Genomic DNA, 23,885 nt, shown 5'->3' with positions numbered 1-23,885 from the left:
AAGCGCCGCGTGGGGGCCGTCTGGTCGGCGGCCCCCACGCGGCGTCGCGGCTAGACGGTTGCGGGCGAGCGGAGCGCGAACCCCTCGTAGCCCTTCTCGGCGACCTCTGCGAGCACCCCGCGGTAGGCCCCGAGCCCGGCCATGTAGAACATGACAGTGTTCGGCTTGCCCGGGATGTTGGCGCCGAAGATCCAGGAGTCAGCCTTCGGGAAGAGCGTCATGTCGGCGATCTCCTGGCACGTCTGGGTCCACTTCTCCTCGGCCTCGACCGTGGGTTCGATGGTTGTCACACCATCAGCCTCGGCCGAACGGATCATCTCCGTGATGAACTCGACCTGGGCCTCGATCGAGGGCGGCAGGTTGGTGAACGGGCCGTTCGGGCCCAGGATCATGAACAGGTTCGGGAAGTGGGCCGTGGTGACGCCGACGTAGCTGGTCGGGCCGTTCTTCCAGTGGTCCTGGATCGTCAGTCCGTCTCGGCCGCGGATGTTCATGCGCAGGTAGTTGCCGTCGACGGCGTCGAAGCCGGTCGCGAAGACGATCACGTCGAGCTCATGGACCACGCCGTCCGCCGTGCGCAGTCCCTCGGGAGTGATCTCCTCGATCGGGTTCTCCTTGATGCTCACGAGCTCCACGTTGTCGCGGTTGTAGGACTCGTAGTAGTCCCAGTTGCAGAGCGGCCGCTTCGCGTAGAGGTCGGTCGGAGTGAGCTTGCGGGCAGTCTCCGGATCCTTGACGATCTCGGCGATCTTCTTGCGGATGAAGGCTGCGGCCGCCTCGTTGGCCTCCGGGTCGATCGCGATGTCGCCGAAGGCGCCGAACATGAAGTGGAAGCCGTTGCCCCGGTCCCAGGCGGCCTGGAAACGGCGCTCGCGCTCCTCCTCCGTGACGCTCATGGCGGCAACCGAGCTCTCCTCGAAGCCGAACGCAACGACCGAGCCGCGGACCTGCTCCCAGATCTCGTCGTACTTCTCCCGCTTCTCCTGCACGTACTCGGGGGTGACCGGACCGTTTCCGGACGGCACGCTGTACTGCGGCGAGCGCTGGAAGACGGTCAGGTGCGAGGCAATCTTGGACGCGGCGCAGACGACCTGCGTGCCCGTCGAACCGGTGCCGATGACACCGACGCGCTTGCCCGTGATGTCGAGGTCCTCCGGCCAGGCGCCCGTGTGGACGATCCGTCCCTTGAAGTTGTCCATGCCCGGGAACGTCGGGAAGTTCGTCGAGGAGAGCAGCCCCAGCGCCGAGATGATGTAGCGCGCGGTGTAGGTCGCGCCGTCGCCCGTCGTCACGGTCCAGCGGTCGGTCGACTCGTCGAAGTCCATGGCCGTGATCTCGGTGTTGAGCTGGATGTCACGGGCCAGGTCGTGCTTCTCGACGACCGCCTCGAGGTAGGCGAGGATGTCGGGCTGGTTGAGGTACCGGTGGTCGTAGTCCCACTCCTGGAGCATCTCCTTGTCCCAGTAGTACCGGTAGACGAAGCTCTCCGTGTCCGACATGGCTCCGGGGTACCGGTTCCAGTACCAGGTGCCGCCCACGCCGCCGGCGCGGTCGAAGGCACGGACCTTCAGGCCCAGCTGGTCGCGCAGCGTGTGGAGCTGGTAGATGCCGCCGAAGCCGGCGCCAATGACGATGGCGTCGAAGTTCTCGACCGGCGCGTTGTCCTGTGCAGTCATGATGAGGACTCCTTTGTCTCTCGTGTCAGATGGGGTTCGTTGGGGGTCAGGCGCGGTACCACTGGGCGATCTTGGCGATCTCCTGGTCCGCCTCCGGGGCACGGCCCGCAAGGAACGGGAAGACGTGCTGCTGGCCGGGCGCGATGGACAGCGTCACATCGACCCCAGCCGCCTGAGCCTTGTCGACGAGCCGCGTCGCGTTGTCGAGCAGGGATTCCGCGCCCCCCGCGTTCACGTAGAGCTTGGGGAACCCGGTGAAGTCGGCGTAGAGCGGGTTGGCGAGCGGGTTGTCCGGGCTCGTCAGGCCTCCCAGGACACCGGCGATCATGCCCTCGAGGAGCTCGCGGGTGATGAGGGCGTCGGTCGCGTCGTTCGTCACGAGCGTCTCGCCGGCGTTCTCCATGTCGAGCCAGGGGGAGAAGGCGATGACCCGGCCGGGGAGGGGCTTCCCCTGCTCGCGGAGGGCGAGCGGGATGGCGACGGCGAGGTTCCCGCCCGCGGAGTCTCCGATCGTCGTGATGTCCTCGGCCTTGATGCCGCGCTCGAGCAGGGCGTCGAAGACGGCCACGCCGTCCTCGATCTGGGCGGGGTGGGGGTGCTCGGGCGCCCGGCGGTAGTCGGGGACGAAGGTCGTCACGCCGAGGGCCTTGGCCACGTGGGCGGCGAGCTTGCGGTGGCTTGAGGCGGAGCCGACGGCGAAGCCTCCACCGTGCGTGTAGAGGAGCACGCGGGTCTTGTCGGCGCCGGCGGGGAAGGCCCAGATGCCGGGCACCCCGCCGACCGTCTCCTCCTTGTAGGTGACGTCCTCGGGCTCAGTCGTGGGCTGGTGCCACTCGTCGAAGATGCTCCGGAAAAGCCTCATCGTGAGCTCGGTGTTGGCCATGATGTCTGACCAGTCGGCGTAGAGGCTTCGGAGGCTCTCCGACTCGCGGGAGACGGTGGTGGAAGCGTCCTGGGTGATAGTCATCGAGATACTCCTTTTGCGTCGGCCCCCGTTGAAAACATCGGTGTGATCGGGGCCACTGCATCAAGTGTCCGGGGGCGCAACTCCCGTCTGGTGTTCCGATGTGGAACACCAGACGGGCCATGCTCGAGGACAGCATGGAAGCCAGAGGCCCTGGCAGAACGCGGAAGCCCACGCCGGGCGCCCCATGCCCTCGGCTCGCGCCGTTCATTCCGCGAACGGGAACAATCCATTGCGCCATTGGTATTGGTGGTGGATGGATCACACTGCGATCCTTGAAGGATGAAGGGTCCGTCATTCTCCCGAGGTTCGCGTGTCTGAGAGGGACGCGCGCGAGCTGGACCGGCTGCGGGCGGCCCGGGACCTCCTTGTTGAGCGCGGTCTCCTTGTCCAGAAGGAGCTTGCTGGGATCAGCCCCTCCATCGAGCGGAGCTGGCGCCGCTCCGTGAGCGTCCACGCGTCCAACACGCCAGCGCCGCCCCGCTTCATCGACTCGATCGACGCGCGGAATCCATTGGTCGTGGCTGCAGGGCCGGTTCTGGACCGGTGGCAGGACTCTCTCTCCGACATGCGGGTGGCTGTCTTCCTGAGTGACCGCAGTGGCCAAATCGTCGCTCGGCGGCTGACGGACCGCGGAGACGGCCGGAGACTGGACCGAGCCTTCGCAACCGAGGGCTTCGACTTCTCCGAATCGGCGCTGGGCACCAACGGACTCGGAACACCTATGGAAGACCGCGCACCGGTGTTCGTCCGCGGCCCTGAGCATTTCAACGACAGTCTTGAGTCGCTGGCCTGCGCGGGGGCTCCGATACTGGACCCCCGCACAGGTCGCGTCGTGGGGTCCATCGCCTTCGCGGCGACCCTCAAGGCCTCGAACCCGCTCATGCTCGCCATGGCCAGGGAAGCCGCCCAGCAGGTCGAGGCGCGCCTGGTCGAGATGAACGCGCCCATCGATCTGGCGGCCACGGCTGCCTTCCTGCGATCCCGGTCGAGCAAGGACCCCGTACTCGTCCTCAGCGCGGAGACAGTCATCGCCGATGTCCGCGCACTTGCCGTCATGTCCCCGGACACCCACGCGCTCCTCTGGGACAAGCTCCAGAAGCTCGAATGGAAGGAGCCGTCGAACGTTGTCGAGCTGCCGGCGTCCTCGAAGACGGCGGAGGTTCGCAGGCTGGGAGGCGGCAGCGTGTTCGCGCTCGAGCTCCACGGGCGCGACGACGACGAGCACGCGCCGCAGGACGTTGCGGCACGCCAGCCCGTCGGACGTGCCGCAGACGCGGCCGAACTCGAAGCGGCCTCGCGCGTCAGCGGCATCGTCGCCCTGGCCGGGCCGCCGGGAGCGGGCAAGCACTACTCGGCACGGGACTGGCTGACCTCGAGGGCCGACGGCGAGGAGCCGCTCACGCTCGACGCTGCGGCGGCCCCGACGGCCGGCATGGCCGGCATGGCCGAGCTGGCCACCCAGGCCATCCAGGCTGGCCGGTCCGTCGTCGTCCGCCACATCGACGTGCTCGACCTGCCGGGGTTCCGGACCCTCGAGCCGACGCTGCGCCTCGTCGCCGACGCCGCGCGCCGCGGATCGGGCACTCGCGAAGGCACCCCCGACACGAGGCCGCGCATCGTCCTGACCTTCGACGACGAGTCGCTCGGCGAGCAGGTCCGCTCACGGATCGTCGCACTTGCCCCGATCTCGACGATTCCCGCGCTCCGCAGGATGCGAGACATCATCCCGGGCCTCGTCCGCACCATCATCGACGAGTGGCCCGAAGACGATCGCGTCGCCGTGCCCCCCGCCGTGATGCAGGCGCTTGTCGGATGGGACTGGCCCGGGAACGTGTCCGAGCTCCGCACGACTCTCGAGCTGCTCATCGCCCAGCGTGGGGGCCGCGTCCTCAGAGTCGACGACCTCCCGGAGCACCTCCGGCGCCAGACGCGTTCCCTGAGCACTATCGAAGCTCTCGAGTACGACGCGATCGTCGACGCCCTGCGCAGAGCCGGCGGCAACCGTTCCGCGGCCGCCGCCGCACTGGGGATCGGCCGCACTACCCTCTATCGCAAGATGCACGCGTACGGGCTGGACCGGGAGGACAAGCCTTCGGTCGCGAGGTAGCCGGATTCATACCCCAGTCGGCGGAATTCCTAGGCTTCCGGTATCAATGCGCGGGCGTCGATCGGTGTTCCATTCTGGAACACCTGTTGCGCAGGTCACACCCCTACCGTGGTTGTCGGACCTGGTAGCCATCAGCTGATGGCGGTCGCCCCTCGGCCTTTGCCAACCATCGCCCTCACCCCTTCGCGTCTCCTTGCGGCAACGGAGCCTCAGAGACCTGATTCGACAAGGCAGGTAAACCACCGTGCAGACTACCCATCAGCGGACTCCCAAGAAGGCGGCCATCGCCTCGCTTCTTGGCAGCGCCCTCGAGTACTACGACTTCTTCATCTACGGCTCGGCGGCCGCCCTCGTCTTCAACGCGCTCTTCTTCCCCAAGCTGGATCCCACCGCCGGCGTGGTCGCCGCCTTCGGCACGTTCGGTATCGGCTACGCCGCACGGCCTCTCGGTGCGGTCGTGATGGGCCACTTCGGCGACAGGATCGGCCGCAAGAAGGCGCTGCTCTTCACGGTGATGCTCATGGGCCTGGTGTCCTTGGCCATCGGGTTCCTGCCGACCTACGACGCGATCGGCATCGGGGCGCCGGTCCTGCTCACAGTCTGTCGCCTCCTTCAGGGGTTCTCGGCGGGAGCAGAGAGCGCTGGCGCGTCGGTGCTGACCCTTGAGCATTCGCCCGAGGGCCGCCGCGGATTCTTCTCGAGCTTCGTCATGGTGGGCTACGCCCTCGGCATGGTCCTCGCGACGGTGGTCTTCCTGCCCGTCGCGACCCTTCCGCAGGAAGCCCTGTACTCGTGGGGCTGGCGGGTGCCCTTCCTGCTCTCCATCGTGGTCACGGCGGTGACGATCTTCGTGCGGAACACCCTCCACGAGACGCCGACGTTCGAGGAGGCCAGGACGAACAATGAGGTTCAGGGCAGGCCGATCGTTGAGGTCCTGCGGCACCAACCCCTCGACGTCGTCCGTGTGGCCCTCGCGACGACCATCGCGATCTTCCAGTCGCTCTTCACCGTCTTCATCCTCAGCTATGCGACCACTACGGCCGGGATCGACCGTGCCGCGATGCTCACCATCAACGCAGTCACCATCGGCCTCTCGATGTTCACGCTCCCGCTCGCGGCGAAACTCGCCGACAAGTACGGCCGCCGGCCCCTGATGATCACCTCGGCCGTCGGTTGTGCGCTGACCCTTCCGCTCTACTTCATGGCCATCACGTCGCACAGCCTGCTGCTGATCTTCGTGGTCGCCTTCGTCAACATGACGCTCTTCTTCTCGGCCTACAACGGCGTCTGGCCTGCGTTCTACGCTGAGCAGTTCGCCGGCACCGTGCGCTACTCCGGCATGGCCGTCGGCAATCAGATCGGCAATCTGCTGGCCGGTTTCGCACCGATGATCGCGGCCCTCATCGTGGGGGAGGGCTCGTTCGGATGGGTTCCTGTCGCGGCCGGTGCCGCCGGGGTCATGGTGATTGCCTCAGTGGCGGTCTACTTCATGAGGGAAACCGCGTTCACTCCGATCGACGAATTGGACCATCCGTACCGTGCGTCGGCGACGCTCTACGCGCAGGGCGCCGGACGCTGACAGTCACGGGATCCGGCCCGGGCGGTTGGCCGCATGCGTCCAGCTGGCCGGGCCGGATCAGCCGCTGCTGGTCTGCCCGGCCGGGGCCAGTGACGGAAGGAGCGCCGCGATGAGGCGCCTTCCGAAACTGCGGTCCATGGGAGATCCGCTGAGGAAGAACCGGTAGTAGATGGGCCCGAGGAGGAGGTCCGTGACCGTTTCGGGGTCGAGGTCTTCCCTGAGCTCCCCACGGGCTTTGCCGCGCTCGACAAGCTCGGTGACGTCCGCCTGCCGACGGGTGACGACCTGCCCCCGGTAGACCTCGGCGAGCTGCGGATCGGCAGCGACCTCGGAGACCAGGCCCTTCATGATCAACCCCATCACGGTGGTCTGCATGAGCTCGACGGTCTTGTCGACCAGCGCTACGAGCTCCGCCGCGGTGTCCTGGGTGTAGGGGCGAGTGCTCACCTCTCCCACCATCTCCAGGAGCAGTGCGAGTGCGAGGTCGGTCTTGGACCGATGCCGGCGGTAGATCGTCGTCTTGGCGACGCCGGCCCGGGCCGCCACCCCTTCGACCGTCAACCCGGCGAAGCCGGCCTCGCCGAGCACGGCGCGAGTGGCATCCAGGACGGAGCGCTCGGTCCGCGCGCGCCGCTTGTCGTGTCCGGACGCCGTCGTCGGGCTCGGGTCCTCCGCTATCGAATCAGTCACCACGCTATACCCCTACCACGGCAGGCGATTCGGTGCTACTATTGAAACGCAACGTAGCGTTTCAATCTATCGGAACGCGACCGGCGTTGCAAACAGCACAGCGAAGGAGCCCACGATGGCTGTAGACCGATATCAGCGCGGCATGGACCGCATGATGGAGCTCGTCTCAACCGAGCACTCGAATACGTTCGACCACGCCAAGCTGGTCGAGTCGTACAAGGACCTTGACCCGCACCTGGCGGACTACATCGTCTCCTTCGCCTTCGGGGACATCTACTCGCGGACGTCGCTGACCCAGCAGGAACAGACGATGGTCACGATCTCCACCCTGGTGGCCCTCGGGACGGAGCCCCAGCTGAAGCTCCACATCAACACCGGCTTCAACGTAGGCCTGACCAAGGAGAAGATCGTGGGCACACTGATCCACCTTCTCCCCTACGTCGGTTTCCCCCGTGTCCTGAACGCACTGACCCTCCTCAGGCAGGTCATGGAAGAGCGCGGCATCACCCCGGCGTCGAACGCGAACTAGGAAGGGACCTCATCATGAGCAAGAGAATCGGTTTCGTCGGACTGGGGACTATGGGGCTGCCCATGGCAGTGAACCTGAACAGGGCCGGGTTCGAGGTGATCGGCTACGACGCCTTCGAGGGCAGCCGCGTCAAGGCCAAGGCCGCCGGCATCACCATCGCCACGGGCCTGAAGGACGTCGCCGCGCAGGCCCAGGACACCGTCATCTCCATGGTCCGCGACTACGCCCAGAACCTGGACGTCATCCTCGGCAAGGACGGGCTCCTCTCCGCCGGCCCGAAGGGCCTGACGATCATCGTCATGAGCACCCTGGACCCCGACACGATGAACGAGCTCGGCCAGAAGGTCGAGGCCGCCGGGGACGTCAAGCTCATCGCCGCCGCCGTCAGCGGCGGCGCGACCGGCGCCCAGGCCGGCACCCTCTCGATCATGGCCTCCGGCCACGAGGACCGAGTAACGGCGGCACGCCCGTACTTCGACGCGGTCGGCTCCAACGTCTTCTACTACGGCGCCCAGCCGGGCAACAGCCAGGCAGCGAAGCTGGTCAACAACCTCGTCCTGGGCATCACCATGAACGCCGTGGCCGAAGGGCTCACCTTCGGTGCGCACTACAGCCTGCCCCAGGACGAGCTGCTGAACCTGTTCAAGGTCAGCACCGGGGACAGCTGGGTCGCCCGGAACTGGGACTCCGTCTCCGAATGGACCGCCGACACGGCCCTCGCCGTGCTCCTGAAGGACCTCAAGGCCGCCCACCTCAAGGGCCTCGAGCACAACATCCCCATGCCCTTCAACGCCCTCTCCTCCACCCAGCTCTTCCACTCCATGGGCAAGGAACCCAAGGCCAAATGAGCCGCTGAGGTGCCCCGGCAGCCCGGCTCGAGGGCGCAGGGGCGGTGCTCGGTGGGGCTTTCTGCCCATTCATGTTGGCAGCCCCGCCGCGGCGGGAGAGGCCGATGGTCTGCGAGATAGCGAACCCCGTGACGCGGCCGGTCGCGATGTCCAGGGCCGTGAACCACGGTAGCCGGAGACCTCCGCGCAGTCCTATGCTGAAGGGGCTGCACGAGGAGGGAACCATGGATCCGCAAGACGAGTTCCTCAGCTGGGCCGGGCCTGCCCTCCATGCTGCCGAGGCCGCCCTCGCCGTCGGCGACCCGTCACACCGCATCGCCATGTGGTCCCACCGGGACCCGGTGAGCCTCTTCGGCGCTGTGGGCGTCTCGGCCACAGGCTGGGATCGTCTGGAACCGACGTTCCGACGCGTCGCCGCACGGCTCGCGGGAGGCCATGACGTCACCGTTGAGCTCATGGCCTCCGATGTCGTGGGGGACATGGCCTACACCGCGGCGGTCGTGCGCTTCGTCGGCACGATCGACGGCGGCGAGCCCCGCCCGTTCGCCCTCCGCGCCACCAGTGTCTTCCGCCGCGAGGACGGCGAGTGGAAGGTCATCCACGAGCACACCGACTTCACCAGCCCAGACACCCCAACCGACTCCTGAGCGACGTCGGTCGGTGTGCAGGGGCTTCCCTGAGGGTTCCCTGATCGGACGGCCTGAATCCCTGACGGGGGTTTGTGCAAAGGACTTCGACCACGTGTGCAGGTGACTTCGAAAACTCGCACCAGAGGCTGCTTTGGCCCCTCTGCGCCGCTGGAGCTCAGGGCTCAGAGCCGGTGTCGTGGTGGTCTGTTTCGCGGCGTGACCAGTCTTCGGGGATGGCGGCCTCGAGCGCGTCGTCGACGGTGATGACGCCGATGAGGCGCCGGCCTTCGGAGACCACGGGCAGGGCTAGCAGGTTGAAGTCGGCCATGCGGGTCGTGACGTCGATGACGTCGTCTCCGGGAGAGGCGACCACGACGTCGGTGTCTGCGAGCTCCGCGAGGGTCTGGCGAGGGTCGGCCTGGACGGCCTGGGGGAGGCTGAATGCGCCGTCGAGGGTCCCGTCCGGTGCCAGGGTATAGAGCATGACGAGGGCTTGGGGCTGGAGCGTGTCGGCGGCGCCGACGGCGGCGAGCGCGTCCGCGGCGGTGGCCGTGGCCGGTAGGGCGAGGAAGTCGGTGCCCATGAGCCCGCCGGCGGTGAGGTCGTGGTAGCCGAGAAGCCGGTGGACGCGTGTGCGCTGGGGCTCGGGGAGGGCCTGGAGCACGGGGCTGCGCCGTTCCTGGGGCAGGTCCATGAGGGCGTCGGCGGCGTCGTCGGCCTGCATTCGGCCTAGGACTTCGGCGACTTCGGCGTCGGAGCGGTCCCGGAAGAGCCCCGACTTGGAGTTCTCGTCGAGCTCTTCGAAGACGTCTGCCTCCAGCTCGGGGTCTTCGTGGACCTGGGCGAGGAGTTCGTTCTGCTCGTCACCGGTGGCCTCCTCGATGATGTCGGCGATCTGGGCGGGCTTGAGCTCGGGGATCCTTCCGGTGACGGCCCGGACCTGGGCGGATTCGGCGTGGCCGATGAGGGGTTCGAAGTCCTTCCAGTCCCGGGGCGGGTGGGCAGCGTGGCGGGGGCCGAGGCTGAGCCAGCGGCGGCGGTGCACGTCGAGTCCTGTGGCGGCCCAACCGTCGAGGACTTGGGTGAGCTGGACGTCGTAAGCCTTGACGAAGGCGACGCGGGAGAGGTCGATGAGGCGGTGTCCGAGGACGTCTTCGGAGAGCAGGACTTCGCCCTCGCGGCGTCGGAACTCGCGCACGTCCACGCTGCTGACGGCGAGCTGGACGCGCTCGGGGGCGAGCGCGGCGAGGTCGGCGGCGGAGACGAAGACTCGGGCGCTGCCGACGGCTAACACGAGGCCGGTCACGCGCGGGTAGCCGTCATGCCGTAGGTGGACGATCAGGTCGGCCAGGGCGCCCATGCGGCGCCCGTCGGAGTCGGTGACGGGCTGGCGCAGGAGGGCGGAGAGGGAGAGGGTTGCCGTTGCGACGGTCATCGGGGGGCCTTTCGGTGCACACCGGGGTCTCGAGGCGACTGTACGCCAGACCAGGGCGTCTTCGGGAGTGGGGATTCGGGGTCAGGGGGCGCCCAAGGCCAGTTGGACGACACGGACGACGACGAGGGCCATTGCGAGGATCAGGTATGCCCAAAGGACTCCCAGGCCCACCCGGCGGGTCAGGGAGAGCTGCGGGCGTTCCAGGAGTGCGAGCGGGGGCATGCGCCACATGAGCCGCTGGGACCGGTCGACGGCCGGTTCCGGGGTGGTCCTGCCCTGCATCCTGGCGCGGATCCTCAGCGCGGTGGTGGCGGCGGCAGCGAGGACGGCCAGCAGGGCCCCGCCGCCGAGGATGGCGATAATGGCGTCGCCGTCGAGGCCCGGGAACAGGGTGGCGGCGGTCAGGACGACGGAGAGGATCACGAGGACCGCGATGACGATGGAGGTGAAGATGTTCATCGCCCTGCCGTTGACCCAGGGGCCCATGACCTGCCTGTCGTTGCACAGCAGCAGGAGGAACAGCGTCGCGGAGGGCAGGAGCACCCCGGCCAAGACCTGGACACCGACGGTGAGCAGCCCCAGCGGGCTCCCGGGGATGATGACGATGACCGCGGAGACGAGGATGATGCCGGCGAACGCGGCGTAGAAGCCCTTGGCCTCGCTGACCTTGCGGTGCAGGGAGTGCTTCAGGCCCAGGACGTCGCCGAGCGCGTACGAAGTGGACAGGCCGACGGCGGCGGCGCCGATGATCGAGGCGTCGATGAGCGCCAGGGCGAACAGGATCCCGGCAAGACGCCCCACGTAGGTCCCCAGGCCCTCCGCGACGCCACCCGCGTCGGTGAACTGGCCGAACTCGGGCTTGCCGGCGAAGGTGGAGGCCGTGAAGGAGATGATGGCCGCGGCACCGAGGATCACGATGGCGATGCCCAGCCACAGGTCGACCTTCTCGTACTTCATGTAGCGGGGGGTGATGCGCTTGTCGATGACGTAGGACTGCTGGAAGAACAGCTGCCATGGGGCGATGGTCGTGCCGACGATCGCGATGATCAGCAGCGTCACGTCCGCGATGTTGGATCCGGCGGGGAGGCCCGGGACGATGAGGTCGTGCGCCATCTGCCCATAGTCCGGGCCTGCCAGGAAGAACACGGGCACGAGCAGGAGCGAGCCTGCCACGAGGGTGAGGCAGACCCGCTCGAACGTCTTGAAGGATCCGGTGCTGGCCGCGCCGACGACCACGACCGCGGCAGCGATGACGCCGGGGATCTTGGGCACGCCGAGGTACGAGAGGCCGATGCTGATGCCGATGAACTCGGTCACGATCGTGAGGGCGTTGAGGATGAACAGGTCGATCACGCTGAATGCACCCCAGAACCGGCCGAAGCGTTCGAGGATGAGCCGAGCGTGGCCCACGCCGGTCACCGCGCCCAGACGCAGGACCATCTCCTGGTTGACATACAGGACGGGGACCAGGAGCAGGAGCGTCCACAGCAGGCTGGTGCCGTAGTTCTGCCCGGCCTCGGTGTAGGTTCCGAACGCGCCGGCGTCGTTGTCCCCGACCATGACGATCAGGCCCGGGCCGATGATGGCCAGGAGGGTCTTGAACCGGGTCCGCCAGCTGCGCGGGGTCGAGGTGTCCTCGAGGCGGATGGTGCCGAAGGCACCCTGGATGTCGCCGAGGTGGGCAGAGTCGAGCACGGCAGAGGCGCCGGTGGCCGGGGCCGGCCCGGGGGCGTAGGCGCCTGCCGGGGTAGTGGGTGCGGGACCGCGGGCATGGGTCCGTGGAGTCTTGGCCATGGGGACCTGCTTCCTCCCGGCAGTGGCCGGGGTCTTGTGAAGCGGCACACCGAAGGACCCTGGGTCGGGCTGTTTGGGTCCCTCGGGGCGGGAAGACGGGCTGGGTTCAGTCAGGGGTACGCGAAGAGGTACTACTGTCGCCGTCGGACACGGTCAGCCACCTCCTGCGCTCGTCTTCACGTGCCTTGGGCGGAGGTCCCCGGGCCGAACACCCGGGGTGCCCTTCCTCGTAAGGCCTTTGGCACTTCGCGTCGTGACCCCCCGGGATGACCGGAGGGAGCCAATCGGGGCTGCCCCTTAACCCGGGGCAGCCTGTCCTGACCGGGGGCGTCTCTCGACGTTGGGGGTCGCTGGCTTGTGTCCGCGAAGGAGCCTCAGCTAACGAACGGCACCTTGCGAGCACATGATACCGCGCGGACGGGACCGGGTGATGGCCGACTCACCCCGGCCGGAACCGGAGCCAGTCGCGCCAGGCCCGCCACTCGGATCTGATCAGGGCGATGCTCACGCCCTGGACACCTTAGTTGGCGGGAGGGGTGTGGGGTCGCGACGGGTTTCGATGCGGCTGGGGCGGGGGGTCTCCGATGGCCGCGAGGATTTCGCGCAGGGTGCTGCGTGCTGAGGCAAGGCGGTCAGTGGGGATGCTTTGCAGTGCTTCTGACCGTGGGCCTTCGCTTGCCGACCAGAGCCTGCGCAGAGTGCTGTGGCCGCTGCGGGTCAGGCGCATCAGCGGCGATCCCCTGTGCTCGGGGTTCGGCAGTGCTTGGACGTGGCCGGCGGCCAGGAGCTGATCCGTCGTGCGCTGGACGGCCTGGCGGGTGATGCCGAGCCGCCGTGCGATGGCGGGCACCGCGGCGTCGCCGCCTGAGAGCACGCTCATGGTGTGCCACTGGGTGACGGTGACGCCATGGGCAGCCGCGACGGAGTCGCTGCTGCGGCGGCTGAGCGAGGCCAACTCGTACACGTCCGCCATGAGCAGCCGGTAAGCATTGACCCGCCCGCGGTCTTCAGTTGACAACATGTTGTCATTCTAGTGGGATGGGAGGCATGCCTGCTACTAGTCCACGGGGCCTGAGCCGTGTCGCCGCGGTCCTGCTGGCCTTCGGGTCGATTGCCGGTTCGGGGATCCTGAGCCTTCCGTCCGCGGTCTACGCGCAGACGGGATCGGGCTGCCTGCTGGTGTGGGCGGTCGCCGCACTGCTGTGCCTGCCGATGCTGGTGATGTTCCAGGATGCGATGGGCCTCTCCGGCGGCGGCGACGCCCTCCAGGCACTCGTCTCGCGAGGGCTTCGCCCCTGGGTGGGGGCCGCGATGCCCTTGATGTTCGTGTTCGTGGTGGTCGTCGGCCTTCCGACAGGGTGTGCCGTGGCGGGCAGGTACGTCGAACGCGGCCTCGGCTGGGGCGGCGGGGGCGCCGCCGTGGCGGCAGCGCTGCTGGTGCTGGCCCTGTCGGCGAATCTCGCCGGTGCGCGGGTCGGTGCCCTCGTGCAGTTCGCCGGCGGCGCAGCGCTGGTGGCCACCGGGCTGATCCTTGTCGCGGCGGGGTCATGGAATGCGCCGCGCCAGCTCGATGTTCTCCCCACCGGCGCGATCGGGGAGACCCTGCTGCCTGGGGTGCTGCTGGCGTTCTGGGCGTTTGTCGGATTCGAGAACCTCACCTTCCTCGGCCGGGAGCTCCGGGACCCGCGCCGGGATTTCCTGCCCGTCAGCTCAGTGGCGCTGGGCCTCTACGGAGCCTTCGCGGTCGCGCTCACCCTTGCCGTGTCAGTGCGGGCCGACCAGCACTCCGTCGATCCGGTTGCCGGGCTGCTCGAGCTGGCCACCAGCCCCGCACTGCAGGGGCTCGTCGCCGTTGTCGCGGCAGCGGCGATGCTCGTCAACGCCGCAGCGTGGGTCCGCGGCGTCAACAGCCTCATCGCCGGTGCCAGTCGGGACGGCTGTATGCCCAGCATCCTCGGAGCGTCGGCGTGGGCGCGGACGGCGCTCCTCGGCGCGCTCTTCGCCGCCACGCTGTCAGCTCTGGCGGCTGACCCCTCCCTGACTGTCGATGCACTCGCCGCAAGCAGCGCGGTCTTCGTGCTCATCTACATCATCTGCATTGTCAGCTACGTCCGATCCCGCGGCCCCAGCGCTCGGACCCTCGCCAACCTCGCGCTCATCCCGATCATGGCCGCCGCACTCGTCCAATCAGGCACGCGCAGCGTCTATGGGCTCCTCGTGGCCGCCGGCTGTCTGGCATGGTGCCGAACCCGTTCCAGAAGCGGCCGCCCGGGGCCCTCCTGACCCGCAGCGACTGCACCGGTGGGTCCGTCCGGATCCCGACGGATGCCGGCCGCCGTCCCGGCGCGGGCCGGCCTTCAGCCCCGGTCCCGGCTCACTTCCGGTTCGGGGTCCGCGGCGGTGGTCCGGTGGGGTGCTGCCGGTCCCGTGTGGTCCGAGGCGGTGCTCAGGCTCTCCGCGAGGTCTGTCAGGGCCCGGGTCAGGTCGTCGGCGCCGGTGCGGGCGAGTCCGGAGATGCTTGCCTCGGCCAGCTGGATCCAGGCAGCGGAGAGGTCCGGAAGGAGGCTCCGCCCGCGCTCGGTCAGCTCCACTACGGTGGCCCGCCTGTCCCGCGTGGAGGGGCCCCGGGTCACCAGGCCCAGCGACTCGAGTCGTTTGACGGCCGAGGTGATCGTGGGGGGTTCGCATCCAGCCGCTGCGGCGAGCTGGGACTGGGTCTTGGGCCCGTGCTCCGCGAGGTCCATGATCAGGGTCTCCTGCCCGACCGTGAGCCCGACCCGGTGGAGGAAGGATCCGGCAAGGGCACGGTGGCGCATGCCGATCGTCCGGATCGCCCTGTTCAGCGCGTGGGCCTGCTCATAGTCCATGGAATCCCTTGCCAATAATTACTTAGGCGTCTAAGTTTAATATCGAATGGTTAGGCATCTAACGATATCTCCTGAAGGCACAGCTGCATCCACTCAAGGCACAGGAGGCCACCATGGAAGCAAGTCCTACCCAGGAAACAGGTTCCACCCAGCGCCGGACACGAGGAGGGATCCTGTCCCGCCCCGCACGTTCGATCGGCCTCATCGTCCTGGCAGCAGCAGGCGCGCTGGCCGTGTGGGCCATCGCGGTGCCTGGCCTGGGCTCCCCCCTGACGGTCTCCTTCGGCCCCGGACTCGACCAGACCGTGACCCCGGCCGCGGTCGGAGCCACGGCCGCCGGGGCGGGCCTGCTCGCCTGGGGCCTTCTCGCAGTGCTCACCCGAGCCAGCGCCAGGAAGGGCCGGACGGTCTGGAAGGCGGTCGCCGTGACGGCGGCAGTCCTGTCCCTGGCCGCACCGGTGACTGCAGGGACAGCCGTCGATGTGAAGCTCGCTCTTGCATTCATGCACCTGGTCGTCGCGGCTGTCCTGATCACCGGCCTGCCCCGCTCGGCAGCACCGGTCGAAAACCTACAGGGCCCATCGCCGTCGCCGGCCGACGAACGTTGAAACGGACCGGCAGTCCAAGGTCCACCACGGCGGTCCGCGAGGAGCCGACCTCAATGAAGCCATGGGCTAGGCGACGAGGCGCTCAGTCTGACCCAGCGCGCGCCGTCGCGTCGTCCACTGGAAGGAAGGCATGACGCAGGTCGTACTTGGCCACGCTGCGGCCGAGGTCGACTCCTGCCTCGGTGGAGAATCGGTAGTGCAGTCCGGCCCACAGCCGCGCGTCGACGATCTGCTCCCGCAGGTCTGTCGGGCTGGCGAAGGTGCGCACCGCGTCGAAGTTCCCCGGCGCCCCCGCTTGATCGAACCCATGGATGGTCAAGTTGATCTGGCGTGTGCCGAGGAACTGGGTAAACACCTCGGCCATCGCTGAGGTGACGGTGCCGTGCGCGGCTGGGTACTCCGGGTGGTTCGGCGTCGTCAGCAGTGGGCGCCATCCGGTTTGCTCCACCGTCAGGGGGTTTCCGTCGTCAAACCCCGGGTCGGGGCCGAACCCGTCGTTGCTGACCGCTGTGGGGTCGATCGCTGTGACCGGCCGCCAGAACAGGAAGTGGTACTTCTCGTTCATGACGGCGATCGCCGCGTCGGCACCGACGACGTCGACCATCGCGAAGAGCCGGGCAGAGGACACGAGGTCCAGGTGCCGGCTGTCGGCGAGGTCCCGGGCCGTGCGGTTCCACTGCCGGATGCCGTTGGCGCTCCAGAAGTAGGCTGTTGCGGTCTGCTCCGGGGTGCGGACGGTGCTGTTGGCAGCACCCACCGCTTTGATCTCGTTGAACGCGGCCACCCAGTCGGGGCTGGTCAGCGGCGGCGGCCCGTCGGGTCGGAACCGGTCCGGTCGGTCGAGCACGAGTGGCCGCATGGTGGCCATCCAAGGTGTCTGCGGGCGAGCGAAGGCCGGGGGCGTCAGCCGCCAGACGCCTGGGGCGGGCGCGAGCGTGGGGAAGGCCGAGGTCACCCCTATCGGGGTCAACCTGCCGTCACCGGTGCGGGCGGCGATGACCCCCTCGGCGGCGGCATGCCCTACACCCACTCCGTCGGTCTTGGGCGTCCCGTCCGGGATCGCCGCCAGACTCGTCGCGGCGAGTGCGTCGACCGTCGTCGCCTTGGCCGGCAGGTAGTAGTCGAGAGTGACGCGCGCGGCCTCCACGACCGCTGCATCGGATGATGCCCCGGCGGGTGCTGCGAGAGGCGCGGCGTACGGAACGTACCGTCCGTCGATGGCGACGGCCGCGTCGTACATAGCTGCTGTGACGTAGGCCATGTAGACCGTGCCCTCGTTTTGGAATGTCCCGGAGCTCACGACGGTGTTCACAGCGATGCTGTCCCATTGCGCGGCGATGTTGTCGCCCGGACTCGCCGCCGCAACCGTGGATGTCTGGGGCGAGGCCACGCTCAGCGTGAGCAGCGCCCCGGTGGCGGCAGCCGTGTACCACCTATGTATTCCTGTTCGCATGTCGGTCTCCTCTCCCAGTGTTCCCTGATGGCTCTGCTCTGTGATCCGCACTCCGGTCCGGCGACCTCGGGCCCGGTAGGGGCTATAAAGGCGGTCGGTGGCGAGTGGTGGCAATCGAGTAGCGCAGAGGGTCCGCACTCCCAGGTCCGGTGTTGAGGCACTGCACGACGCCGCGGAGGCACTGGGGAGGGAAGCAGCCAGAGTCATGGCAGGTGGTCACGTCGATCGCCCCATTGCGGTCGATCCGGCATCCTGCCATTAGCTGGAACGTCGGGCTGCCGCAGGGCACGAGATCCTGCGGAGTACCTCGGGGAATAGGAGCCACCGAGCGCCAAGGCAACCGGGTGACTCGCGGATGCTCGAGCATCCGTGAGTCGCCCACCCCTTGTGCATGCAGTCCGGTCATGACTCCCCCGGAAGGCAGCGCCCACGCGCCGCCTCGACCAGTGTAGTACCGCCCATGGAAGCGGTCTCCGTTTGCACGGGCCGATTTCCGGCCCCGCCAGCGGCGTTCTAAGCCGAGTGAGCGCCTTCTATTGGCTCGGTCATCTCGTCCAGGACGGCCATGACGCCGACGGCGGACAGATGCCATTCCACTGGATCACCGTCGATGCCTGGGAGCACGACGGGTGTGTCAACGACCTCGGGGTTCACAAGGCTTCGTTGTGCCAGCCCATTCACGATGGCTGCGGCGACGGTTGCAAGCTGTCTTGCATCGAGTCCGACGCGGAATTTCAGTCCCAGAAGGGGCAAGAGGTGGTCGAAGGCGGCGCTTCTCGCGGCGGTGGTTCGTGATTCGGCGCGAGCGAGTGCATCCACGACCGCGGTCCGGGACGTCGGATCGAGTGAACTCACTGTTGCCGAGAGAGCGATGTAGGTCCGCCACTCTGTTGACGTGCGGACTGATTCATAGTTCTTTTTGACCGAGAGCCTGATGATTTCGCGCCCAACCTCCCGGCGTCCGGCGGGGGTTCCGAGTCGACTCCCGTGGGCGTGGGCCGTCGCCTGGATTCGTTGAGCGAGACCCGGGTCGAGGTCAGACCCCGAGATCTCCATGGTTTCGATGAGCCGAATCATGAGCTCGCGGAAGAAGGCGTCCTTATTCCCGAAGGCCTTGTACACAGAGCTTCTGGGCACGCCCGCTGATCGGATGAGCTCCTCGAGGTTCAGGTGTTCCAAGCTGACGGTGAGGCCAGTAGGTCTGAGCAGGTCAACGGCCTTTCCCAGAAGCAGTTCCCGCATCTGCTCCTCCCGGATCCGCCTCGGCCCACCGGATTCGCTCCAGCCGCGCTCCATTCGGCTCCTTTCTAGACTCCAAGTCTAAAGTCAAATCGTCCCAGCAGCCGGTGGCGGCAACTGGCGATCCGGTGATGCGCCGGGGTGGGCTCTCTCTGCAGGGGTGAAGCCACCTCATGTGGACTATAGACTTCCAGGCTAATGGACTGCTAGTCTAAATCCAGTCCGGAAGAGGACAACGGAGCCAAGATCGCTCCACGAGCTATCCGTATGGAACTGGCTGAGCGGAAGGCTTCCGTGGACCGCCACGCGAAGCAGGCCGCCTAGCCCGATCTGAAGATCACCCCGCATCATCTCCCGGAGATGGGAAGTCGCGGCCGTCAGGTCCCACAGCATCTCTCGTCATCAAGTCGAGGCCTCCAATGACCACCCACCACGCACCAGCGACCCATAGCCGCTTCCGCCCAGTTTCTCTCCGCCTAATTTCCCCCACCCGGCTGGAGGGCAGCCTCGACGCCGCCGCAGCAGTTTCTGCCAATCCAGCAGGTCTGTGGGTGCCGCTCCGTCGGCGTATTGCTGCTCTCGGACGATGGGTCCGGAGCACATTCCTCCAACCGTGGAATACCGGGTACCTCGATGCCCAACGGACTGCCGTGTGGCGCAAACTCTACGAGGACCGTTCGATCCGCTAAGGGCAGCCGCTGTACCGGCGGTCCAGGGAGGCTTGGCCCAGGGCAGTCGTGAGGCTCTGAGCATGGTTACGAGGCCACGCCGAGGGAACACTTCATCACTATCGCCAGGTCGGAGCGGTCGCCAGATTGGAGCGCTTGCAGAACTGCAGCGGTATCGCGTGTAGGCCTCACCCGGGAGCGGGTGGCCGTCGTAGAGCGAGGCCAAGAAGGCTCAAGCCTGCACGGACTTGGGCTTTTGCGAGCGGCCGACGGGAATCGAACCCGCGTATCTGGCTTGGGAAGCGAGCGCTCTGCCATTGAGCTACGGCCGCGTGCCCCGAAGGGCTCAACACAGCTTACAACACCGCGGGCAGTGGTCCGTGCAGCCTTGCGCGGCGGGGACAATCCCGCCTAGCTGTCCCACAGTCCCTGCGGCTAGCGTTGATCCATGCCACCACTGCGCATCCTCGGCGTCGACATCGACAGGACCTTCGGCGGCCGCCACGGCCACTTCACCGTCGACCAGCACGAGCTCGAGCACCCCAAGACCCAGCGCGCCTTCCAGTGGGTCTACTGGATCCTGCTCGCCGAGGTCGCCGTCGGTGTCGCGGCCGTGACCACCGCCGTCGTGCTCCAGGTTGGAGGCTCAGAGGTGCCGTTCGCGGCGTGGTTCCGCGGCGTCGTCGTGCTTCTCATGACCCTTACGCTGTTCTTCTTCGCGTGGCGCGCCCGGCACGGCTACTACTGGGGCTACCAGCGGCTGCGGCTCTTCAGCCAGATCTTCCCCGTCGTGACGCTGGTCGTGGCGACGGTTCCCGGGCTGTACCCGTACTGGATGGTCGTGGAGCAGATCGTGTTCGCGGTGCTCATGATCGGGGTCGCGGACGTCCTCACGAACGACCACATGCGCGTCGCCTTCGCCTCGCCCAAGCGGAGGGCGGAGCTGCGCGCAGAACCCGAGGGCGACACACCGGACGATTTCCAGCAGAATCCCAGCTGACGCTCATAGTCTCCCGGCTATGGCAGCGGCTGAACACAGCGTGACCGTCGAGCGCACACCCGAGGACGTCTACGCGTTCCTCGTCGACGGGCTCAACAACGCGAAGTGGCGCTCCGGCGTTCGCTCCGTCTCCCACGCTTCGGGCCCCGCGGGCCAGGAGGGCGCGGTCTATGCCCAGCGGCTTGCCGGCCCGGGGGGCCGCGAGATCGACGGCGACTACGAGATCACTGAAGCGCGCCCTGGAGAGGTCATCCGCTTCCAGGTCATCGCGGGTCCCGCGAGGCCGCACGGAGTCTTCCTCATTGGCCCCGACGGCGGCGGCACGAGGGTGACCTTCGGCCTCTCCTACGAGCCCTCCGGGTTCATGAAGCTCATGGGCGGCATGATCCAGAAGACCATGGATCACGAGGTCGCTCAGCTCGAGACGCTCAAGACCGTCCTCGAAGCGTAGCCAGCCCCTTCGGCCCAGGCGGATTCCCGCCTAGCCTGCCTCGTCGCGCAGCAGATTGCCCCTGCCGCGATGCGGGGGAGGGGCGCTGCGGTATTTTGGGAGACGTGCTGCTTTCAGACCGCGACATCCGTGCCGAAATCGACGCCGAGCGCATCCGGCTCACGCCGTACGACCCGGGGATGGTGCAGCCTTCGAGCGTCGATGTGCGGATCGACCGGTTCTTCCGGCTCTTCGACAACCACAAGTACGCGCACATCGATCCGTCGGAGGAGCAGCCCGAGCTCACCCGGCTCGTTGAAGTGGACTCCGATGAGCCGTTCATCCTGCACCCGGGCGAGTTCGTGCTCGGATCCACCTACGAGACCGTGTCCCTTCCCGATGACATTGCGGCAAGGCTCGAGGGGAAGTCTTCGCTGGGACGGCTCGGGCTCCTGACCCACTCGACCGCAGGGTTCATCGATCCAGGCTTCGCGGGACATGTGACGCTCGAGCTCTCAAACGTCGCGACGCTGCCGATCAAACTCTGGCCCGGGATGAAGATCGGCCAGTTGTGCTTCTTCCGCCTCTCCTCCGCCGCGGAGCACCCCTACGGTTCGGGCGAGTACGGCAACCGGTACCAGAACCAGCGCGGGCCGACGGCCTCACGGAGCCACCTGAACTTCCACCGGACGCGCATCTGACGCTCGCAGGTCTGCTCCGGACCGCACGCCCGGCCGCTCAGACGCTCTGGGCGTAGAACCACTCGATGTGCTCGCGCACCAGGCGTGCCGCGAGCTCGCCGTCGCGCGCCTCGACGGCGTCGAAGATCGCGTGGTGGTGGCTTCGGAGCACGGTGACGGCCTGATCCCAGCCGCCGCGGCGAGTTACGGCGTCGTCTATGTAGCCGCGGATGGCCTCGCGCATTGACTCCATCATGGTGCTCACCACCACGTTGCCCGCGAGCGTGCTCAGGGCCACGTGGAACTGCGAGTCGAGGAGCGTGAAGATCTCGGAGGGCAGCGCGTCGTCGTCCATCGCGTCGAGGAGGCGGCGCGCGTCGTCGAGCTGCTCGGGCGTCCACGGCGCGGAGGCCGCGCGCCCGAGGGACCACGTCTCCATCATGATGCGCGCCTCGACCACGTCCTTGACGGGCAGGTGGTGGCTCGCGACGTGCATCCGCAGCGCCACACCGAGCGCCGAGGAGGGGTCCGAGACCACGATCGTCCCCGAATTCGGCCCCGAGCCGGTCGCGGACCGGACTACGCCCATGACCTCGAGGGAGCGGATCGCGTCCCGCACGGACGCGCGCGAGATGCCGAACTGCTCGGCCAGGGCACGCTCGCCCGGCAGCCGATCGCCGAGCTTGAGCTCGCCGGAGCGGAGGCTTCCCTCGATGTGGCGCAGCACCGCGTCATGCGCGCGGCCGGTCGCGGATTCAGACATGGGTCCATCCTGCCGTAAACGGGGTGCCGTCACGCACGACGCCGGCCCTAGCCCCGGGAGCGCGGGGCATCGGAGCGAGGGCTCGCCGCCGCGCGGGACGGGCTACGGGAGCATCCATCCGAGGACTGGCGTGGACTGGAGGTAGACGAGGGTGCACAGCACCAGCAGCATGCCCACGCTCCACCACACGACCTTGCGCAGGATGACCGACTCCTGGCCGTCCATGCCCACCGAGGTCGCCGCGATCGCGAGGTTCTGGGGGCTGATGAGCTTCCCCACCACGCCGCCGGACGTGTTGGCAGCGACGAGCAGCGACGGGTCGATGCCCGCGGCGTGCCCGGCAGTCTGCTGCAGTTTGGCGAAGAGCGCGTTGGCGGACGTGTCGGATCCGGTCACGGCCGTGCCGATCCACCCGAGGATCGGGGACAGGAACGCGAACGCCGCACCGGTGCCGGCGAGCCACGTGCCGATCGCGACCGTTTGACCCGAGAGGTTCATCACGTACGCGACCGCCAGCACGAGGATGATCGTCAGGGCCGCGAACCGCATCTTGACCAGCGTCCGCCACAGCTCGGCGATCGCGTCGGAGACCTTGAGGCTGAAGCGCCCGTCGCCGTCGTACTTCGAGTAGACGATGGCGATGATCAGGCCCGAGATGAGCAGCAGAGTGCCGGGGCCGGAGAGCCACTGGAAGTTGTAGACGGTCGAGGACACGGGCTTGCCGTTCGCACCGAGGAGGGCGTCGTGGAGGATCGGCCAGTTGACCTTGACGTCCGTTGCGGCGAGGGCTGCGGGGATGTCGATGCCGAGCCGCCACAGCTTCGACACTGCGAACACGACGATGACCAGCACGTACGGGAACAGTGCGAGCCACACGCGCTGGCCGGTCAGGCTCTGGGCCGCTGCGCCCGGCCCGACGGCGGACGGCGCGGCGATGCCGAGTCGCGCCCGGGCCGCATCGGCCCCGCGGGGCTTCCACACTCGAAGGAAGGCAATGGCGACGCCGAGGCCGAAGAGTGAGGCCACCACGTCGGTGAGCTCGTAGGAGAAGTAGTTCGAGCACAGGAACTGTGCGAGGCCGAACGCGACGCCGGTCACGAGCGCGGGCGCCCACGCGTCGCGGAGGCCCCGGATGCCGTCCACGATGAGCAGCAGCAGGAGCGGCACGAGGAACGCGAGGAGGGGTGTCTGCCGGCCGACGATCGCGCCGATGTGCTCGGCGGGGATGCCGGTGAGCGCGCCCGCCGTGGTGATCGGAATGGCGATCGCCCCGAAGGCCACCGGCGCGGTGTTGGCCACGAGTACGGTCGCCGCGGCGCGCAGGGGCTTGAGGCCGATGGCCATGAGCATGGTTGCGGTGATGGCCACGGGTGCGCCGAAGCCCGCGAGCGCCTCCATGAGGCCGCCGAAGCAGAAGGCGATGAGGATGGCCTGGATGCGCAGGTCCCCGCCGCCGAGGCGGTCGAAGATGCGCCTGAGGTCCTCGAACCGACCGCTCAGGACCGTGACCTGGTACAGCCACACAGCCGTGAGGACGATCCAGAACACAGGGAAGGCCCCGAAGATGCCGCCCTGCGTTGCCGCGAGGGCCGCGAGCCCGATCGGCATGTGGTAAGCGAGGGTCGCGACGACGAGGGCCGCGAGCAAAGCGAAGGCGCCGGCCACATGGGCCTTGGTGCGCACGACGGCGAGCAGCACGAAGAAGGTCACAAGGGGGATGAGCCCGATCAGGGCGGAGACGGCGACGCTGCCGGCCACCGGGTCGGTCACGGGGGTGAAGGTCATGCGGACTCCTGTGGGGAGGTGGAGACCGGGGGCAACCCGGCGCCGATGTGGTAGGACCATCGTGGTCCGACCACGTAATCTAGCACACATCCCCGGGGTTGTGACAAGGGGCACACGTGGTGATATGGTCCGACCACA

General features: G+C 67.8%; 21 protein-coding genes, 1 tRNA gene and 1 riboswitch. Of the genes, 10 read left to right on the top strand and 12 right to left on the bottom strand.

Features of this window, described 5'->3' with window-relative positions:
- Positions 1–50 precede the first annotated feature (50 nt).
- Positions 51–1,676 (bottom strand): NAD(P)/FAD-dependent oxidoreductase, encoded by a 1,626-nt coding sequence (locus RBS60_RS15935; RefSeq protein WP_307958570.1) that lies wholly within the window; start codon positions 1,674–1,676, stop codon positions 51–53.
- 46 nt (positions 1,677–1,722) lie between these two features.
- Positions 1,723–2,643 (bottom strand): alpha/beta hydrolase, encoded by a 921-nt coding sequence (locus RBS60_RS15930; protein WP_307958568.1) that lies wholly within the window; start codon positions 2,641–2,643, stop codon positions 1,723–1,725.
- A gap of 310 nt (positions 2,644–2,953) precedes the next feature.
- Here RBS60_RS15930 and RBS60_RS15925 point away from each other — a divergent pair, with 310 nt between their 5' ends.
- A complete protein-coding gene (locus tag RBS60_RS15925) occupies positions 2,954–4,750 on the top strand; it encodes a helix-turn-helix domain-containing protein (protein ID WP_307958567.1) in 1,797 nt (598 codons plus the stop codon).
- Between the two features lie 244 nt (positions 4,751–4,994).
- The gene (locus RBS60_RS15920; RefSeq protein ID WP_307958566.1) at positions 4,995–6,329 is read left to right on the top strand and encodes an MFS transporter; all 1,335 of its coding nucleotides are present in this window, start codon (positions 4,995–4,997) and stop codon (positions 6,327–6,329) included.
- Positions 6,330–6,386: 57 nt separating this feature from the next.
- Here the strand turns inward: RBS60_RS15920 and RBS60_RS15915 are convergent, their stop codons facing one another.
- On the bottom strand, positions 6,387–7,019 hold the full coding sequence (locus tag RBS60_RS15915) for a TetR/AcrR family transcriptional regulator (RefSeq protein ID WP_307958565.1): 633 nt from the start codon (positions 7,017–7,019) through the stop codon (positions 6,387–6,389).
- 115 nt (positions 7,020–7,134) lie between these two features.
- Between RBS60_RS15915 and RBS60_RS15910 the strand changes: the two genes are divergently transcribed.
- The 3 genes from RBS60_RS15910 (at position 7,135) to RBS60_RS15900 (ending at position 9,043) form a co-directional block, all read left to right on the top strand.
- A complete protein-coding gene (locus RBS60_RS15910) occupies positions 7,135–7,548 on the top strand; it encodes a carboxymuconolactone decarboxylase family protein (RefSeq protein WP_307958564.1) in 414 nt (137 codons plus the stop codon).
- A gap of 14 nt (positions 7,549–7,562) precedes the next feature.
- A complete protein-coding gene (locus RBS60_RS15905; RefSeq protein ID WP_307958563.1) occupies positions 7,563–8,396 on the top strand; it encodes an NAD(P)-dependent oxidoreductase in 834 nt (277 codons plus the stop codon).
- Between the two features lie 224 nt (positions 8,397–8,620).
- Positions 8,621–9,043, top strand: coding sequence for a nuclear transport factor 2 family protein (locus tag RBS60_RS15900; protein ID WP_307958562.1), 423 nt, complete (start codon positions 8,621–8,623; stop codon positions 9,041–9,043).
- A 157-nt stretch (positions 9,044–9,200) separates the two neighbouring features.
- Here RBS60_RS15900 and RBS60_RS15895 read toward each other — a convergent pair whose 3' ends face one another.
- The 3 genes from RBS60_RS15895 to RBS60_RS15885 all read right to left on the bottom strand — a co-directional run bounded on the left by RBS60_RS15895 (position 9,201) and on the right by RBS60_RS15885 (position 13,275).
- A complete protein-coding gene (locus RBS60_RS15895) occupies positions 9,201–10,460 on the bottom strand; it encodes a magnesium transporter MgtE N-terminal domain-containing protein (protein ID WP_307958560.1) in 1,260 nt (419 codons plus the stop codon).
- Between the two features lie 81 nt (positions 10,461–10,541).
- The gene (locus RBS60_RS15890; protein ID WP_307958559.1) at positions 10,542–12,254 is read right to left on the bottom strand and encodes a divalent metal cation transporter; all 1,713 of its coding nucleotides are present in this window, start codon (positions 12,252–12,254) and stop codon (positions 10,542–10,544) included.
- Positions 12,255–12,470: 216 nt separating this feature from the next.
- Positions 12,471–12,647: riboswitch (M-box (ykoK) riboswitch) on the bottom strand.
- A 127-nt stretch (positions 12,648–12,774) separates the two neighbouring features.
- Complete coding sequence (locus RBS60_RS15885) at positions 12,775–13,275, bottom strand: MarR family winged helix-turn-helix transcriptional regulator (protein ID WP_307958558.1); 501 nt, start codon at positions 13,273–13,275, stop codon at positions 12,775–12,777.
- 26 nt (positions 13,276–13,301) lie between these two features.
- Here RBS60_RS15885 and RBS60_RS15880 point away from each other — a divergent pair, with 26 nt between their 5' ends.
- Positions 13,302–14,537: an amino acid permease gene (locus RBS60_RS15880; protein ID WP_307958557.1), complete on the top strand. Its 1,236-nt coding sequence runs from the start codon at positions 13,302–13,304 to the stop codon at positions 14,535–14,537.
- A gap of 74 nt (positions 14,538–14,611) precedes the next feature.
- Here RBS60_RS15880 and RBS60_RS15875 read toward each other — a convergent pair whose 3' ends face one another.
- Positions 14,612–15,121: a MarR family transcriptional regulator gene (locus tag RBS60_RS15875; protein WP_307958556.1), complete on the bottom strand. Its 510-nt coding sequence runs from the start codon at positions 15,119–15,121 to the stop codon at positions 14,612–14,614.
- Positions 15,122–15,234: 113 nt separating this feature from the next.
- On the opposite strand from RBS60_RS15875, the gene RBS60_RS15870 reads away from it, so the two are divergent.
- Entirely contained in the window at positions 15,235–15,729 is a 495-nt protein-coding gene (locus RBS60_RS15870; RefSeq protein WP_307958555.1) for a DUF6069 family protein, read from the top strand.
- Positions 15,730–15,811: 82 nt separating this feature from the next.
- Here RBS60_RS15870 and RBS60_RS15865 read toward each other — a convergent pair whose 3' ends face one another.
- The 3 genes from RBS60_RS15865 to RBS60_RS15855 all read right to left on the bottom strand — a co-directional run bounded on the left by RBS60_RS15865 (position 15,812) and on the right by RBS60_RS15855 (position 19,421).
- On the bottom strand, positions 15,812–17,182 hold the full coding sequence (locus RBS60_RS15865) for a vanadium-dependent haloperoxidase (protein WP_307958554.1): 1,371 nt from the start codon (positions 17,180–17,182) through the stop codon (positions 15,812–15,814).
- A gap of 513 nt (positions 17,183–17,695) precedes the next feature.
- On the bottom strand, positions 17,696–18,478 hold the full coding sequence (locus RBS60_RS15860) for a TetR/AcrR family transcriptional regulator (protein WP_307958553.1): 783 nt from the start codon (positions 18,476–18,478) through the stop codon (positions 17,696–17,698).
- Between the two features lie 872 nt (positions 18,479–19,350).
- Positions 19,351–19,421 (bottom strand) — tRNA-Gly (locus tag RBS60_RS15855).
- 116 nt (positions 19,422–19,537) lie between these two features.
- Here RBS60_RS15855 and RBS60_RS15850 point away from each other — a divergent pair.
- The 3 genes from RBS60_RS15850 (at position 19,538) to dcd (ending at position 21,220) form a co-directional block, all read left to right on the top strand.
- Complete coding sequence (locus RBS60_RS15850) at positions 19,538–20,089, top strand: hypothetical protein (protein ID WP_307958552.1); 552 nt, start codon at positions 19,538–19,540, stop codon at positions 20,087–20,089.
- A gap of 19 nt (positions 20,090–20,108) precedes the next feature.
- Positions 20,109–20,540 (top strand): SRPBCC family protein, encoded by a 432-nt coding sequence (locus RBS60_RS15845; protein WP_307958551.1) that lies wholly within the window; start codon positions 20,109–20,111, stop codon positions 20,538–20,540.
- A gap of 104 nt (positions 20,541–20,644) precedes the next feature.
- On the top strand, positions 20,645–21,220 hold the full coding sequence (dcd, locus tag RBS60_RS15840; RefSeq protein WP_307958550.1) for a dCTP deaminase: 576 nt from the start codon (positions 20,645–20,647) through the stop codon (positions 21,218–21,220).
- Between the two features lie 37 nt (positions 21,221–21,257).
- On the opposite strand, the gene RBS60_RS15835 is transcribed toward dcd, so the two are convergent.
- Together RBS60_RS15835 and RBS60_RS15830 are read right to left on the bottom strand one after the other, a co-directional pair.
- Positions 21,258–21,962, bottom strand: a complete 705-nt coding sequence (locus tag RBS60_RS15835; RefSeq protein WP_307958549.1) for a FadR/GntR family transcriptional regulator — start codon at positions 21,960–21,962, stop codon at positions 21,258–21,260.
- Between the two features lie 102 nt (positions 21,963–22,064).
- Positions 22,065–23,747 (bottom strand): L-lactate permease, encoded by a 1,683-nt coding sequence (locus RBS60_RS15830; RefSeq protein ID WP_307958548.1) that lies wholly within the window; start codon positions 23,745–23,747, stop codon positions 22,065–22,067.
- Between the last annotated feature and the right edge of the window lie 138 nt (positions 23,748–23,885).

Source organism: Sinomonas sp. ASV486, assembly GCF_030908215.1.
Classification (GTDB): domain Bacteria; phylum Actinomycetota; class Actinomycetes; order Actinomycetales; family Micrococcaceae; genus Sinomonas; species Sinomonas puerhi.
The sequence above is the reverse complement of the archived record's forward strand: the minus strand, read 5'-3'. Positions and strand labels throughout refer to the sequence as shown.

What these genes read in the sequence shown, in the direction of transcription:
- RBS60_RS15935 (WP_307958570.1), bottom strand. Translation starts at nt 1,676, where the DNA reads ATGACTGCACAGGACAACGCGCCGGTCGAGAACTTCGACGCCATCGTC.
- RBS60_RS15930 (WP_307958568.1), bottom strand. Translation starts at nt 2,643, where the DNA reads ATGACTATCACCCAGGACGCTTCCACCACCGTCTCCCGCGAGTCGGAG.
- RBS60_RS15910 (WP_307958564.1), top strand. Translation starts at nt 7,135, where the DNA reads ATGGCTGTAGACCGATATCAGCGCGGCATGGACCGCATGATGGAGCTC.
- RBS60_RS15905 (WP_307958563.1), top strand. Translation starts at nt 7,563, where the DNA reads ATGAGCAAGAGAATCGGTTTCGTCGGACTGGGGACTATGGGGCTGCCC.
- RBS60_RS15900 (WP_307958562.1), top strand. Translation starts at nt 8,621, where the DNA reads ATGGATCCGCAAGACGAGTTCCTCAGCTGGGCCGGGCCTGCCCTCCAT.
- RBS60_RS15895 (WP_307958560.1), bottom strand. Translation starts at nt 10,460, where the DNA reads ATGACCGTCGCAACGGCAACCCTCTCCCTCTCCGCCCTCCTGCGCCAG.
- RBS60_RS15890 (WP_307958559.1), bottom strand. Translation starts at nt 12,254, where the DNA reads ATGGCCAAGACTCCACGGACCCATGCCCGCGGTCCCGCACCCACTACC.
- RBS60_RS15885 (WP_307958558.1), bottom strand. Translation starts at nt 13,275, where the DNA reads ATGTTGTCAACTGAAGACCGCGGGCGGGTCAATGCTTACCGGCTGCTC.
- RBS60_RS15880 (WP_307958557.1), top strand. Translation starts at nt 13,302, where the DNA reads ATGCCTGCTACTAGTCCACGGGGCCTGAGCCGTGTCGCCGCGGTCCTG.
- RBS60_RS15875 (WP_307958556.1), bottom strand. Translation starts at nt 15,121, where the DNA reads ATGGACTATGAGCAGGCCCACGCGCTGAACAGGGCGATCCGGACGATC.
- RBS60_RS15870 (WP_307958555.1), top strand. Translation starts at nt 15,235, where the DNA reads ATGGAAGCAAGTCCTACCCAGGAAACAGGTTCCACCCAGCGCCGGACA.
- RBS60_RS15865 (WP_307958554.1), bottom strand. Translation starts at nt 17,182, where the DNA reads ATGCGAACAGGAATACATAGGTGGTACACGGCTGCCGCCACCGGGGCG.
- RBS60_RS15860 (WP_307958553.1), bottom strand. Translation starts at nt 18,478, where the DNA reads ATGGAGCGCGGCTGGAGCGAATCCGGTGGGCCGAGGCGGATCCGGGAG.
- RBS60_RS15850 (WP_307958552.1), top strand. Translation starts at nt 19,538, where the DNA reads ATGCCACCACTGCGCATCCTCGGCGTCGACATCGACAGGACCTTCGGC.
- RBS60_RS15845 (WP_307958551.1), top strand. Translation starts at nt 20,109, where the DNA reads ATGGCAGCGGCTGAACACAGCGTGACCGTCGAGCGCACACCCGAGGAC.
- RBS60_RS15835 (WP_307958549.1), bottom strand. Translation starts at nt 21,962, where the DNA reads ATGTCTGAATCCGCGACCGGCCGCGCGCATGACGCGGTGCTGCGCCAC.
- RBS60_RS15830 (WP_307958548.1), bottom strand. Translation starts at nt 23,747, where the DNA reads ATGACCTTCACCCCCGTGACCGACCCGGTGGCCGGCAGCGTCGCCGTC.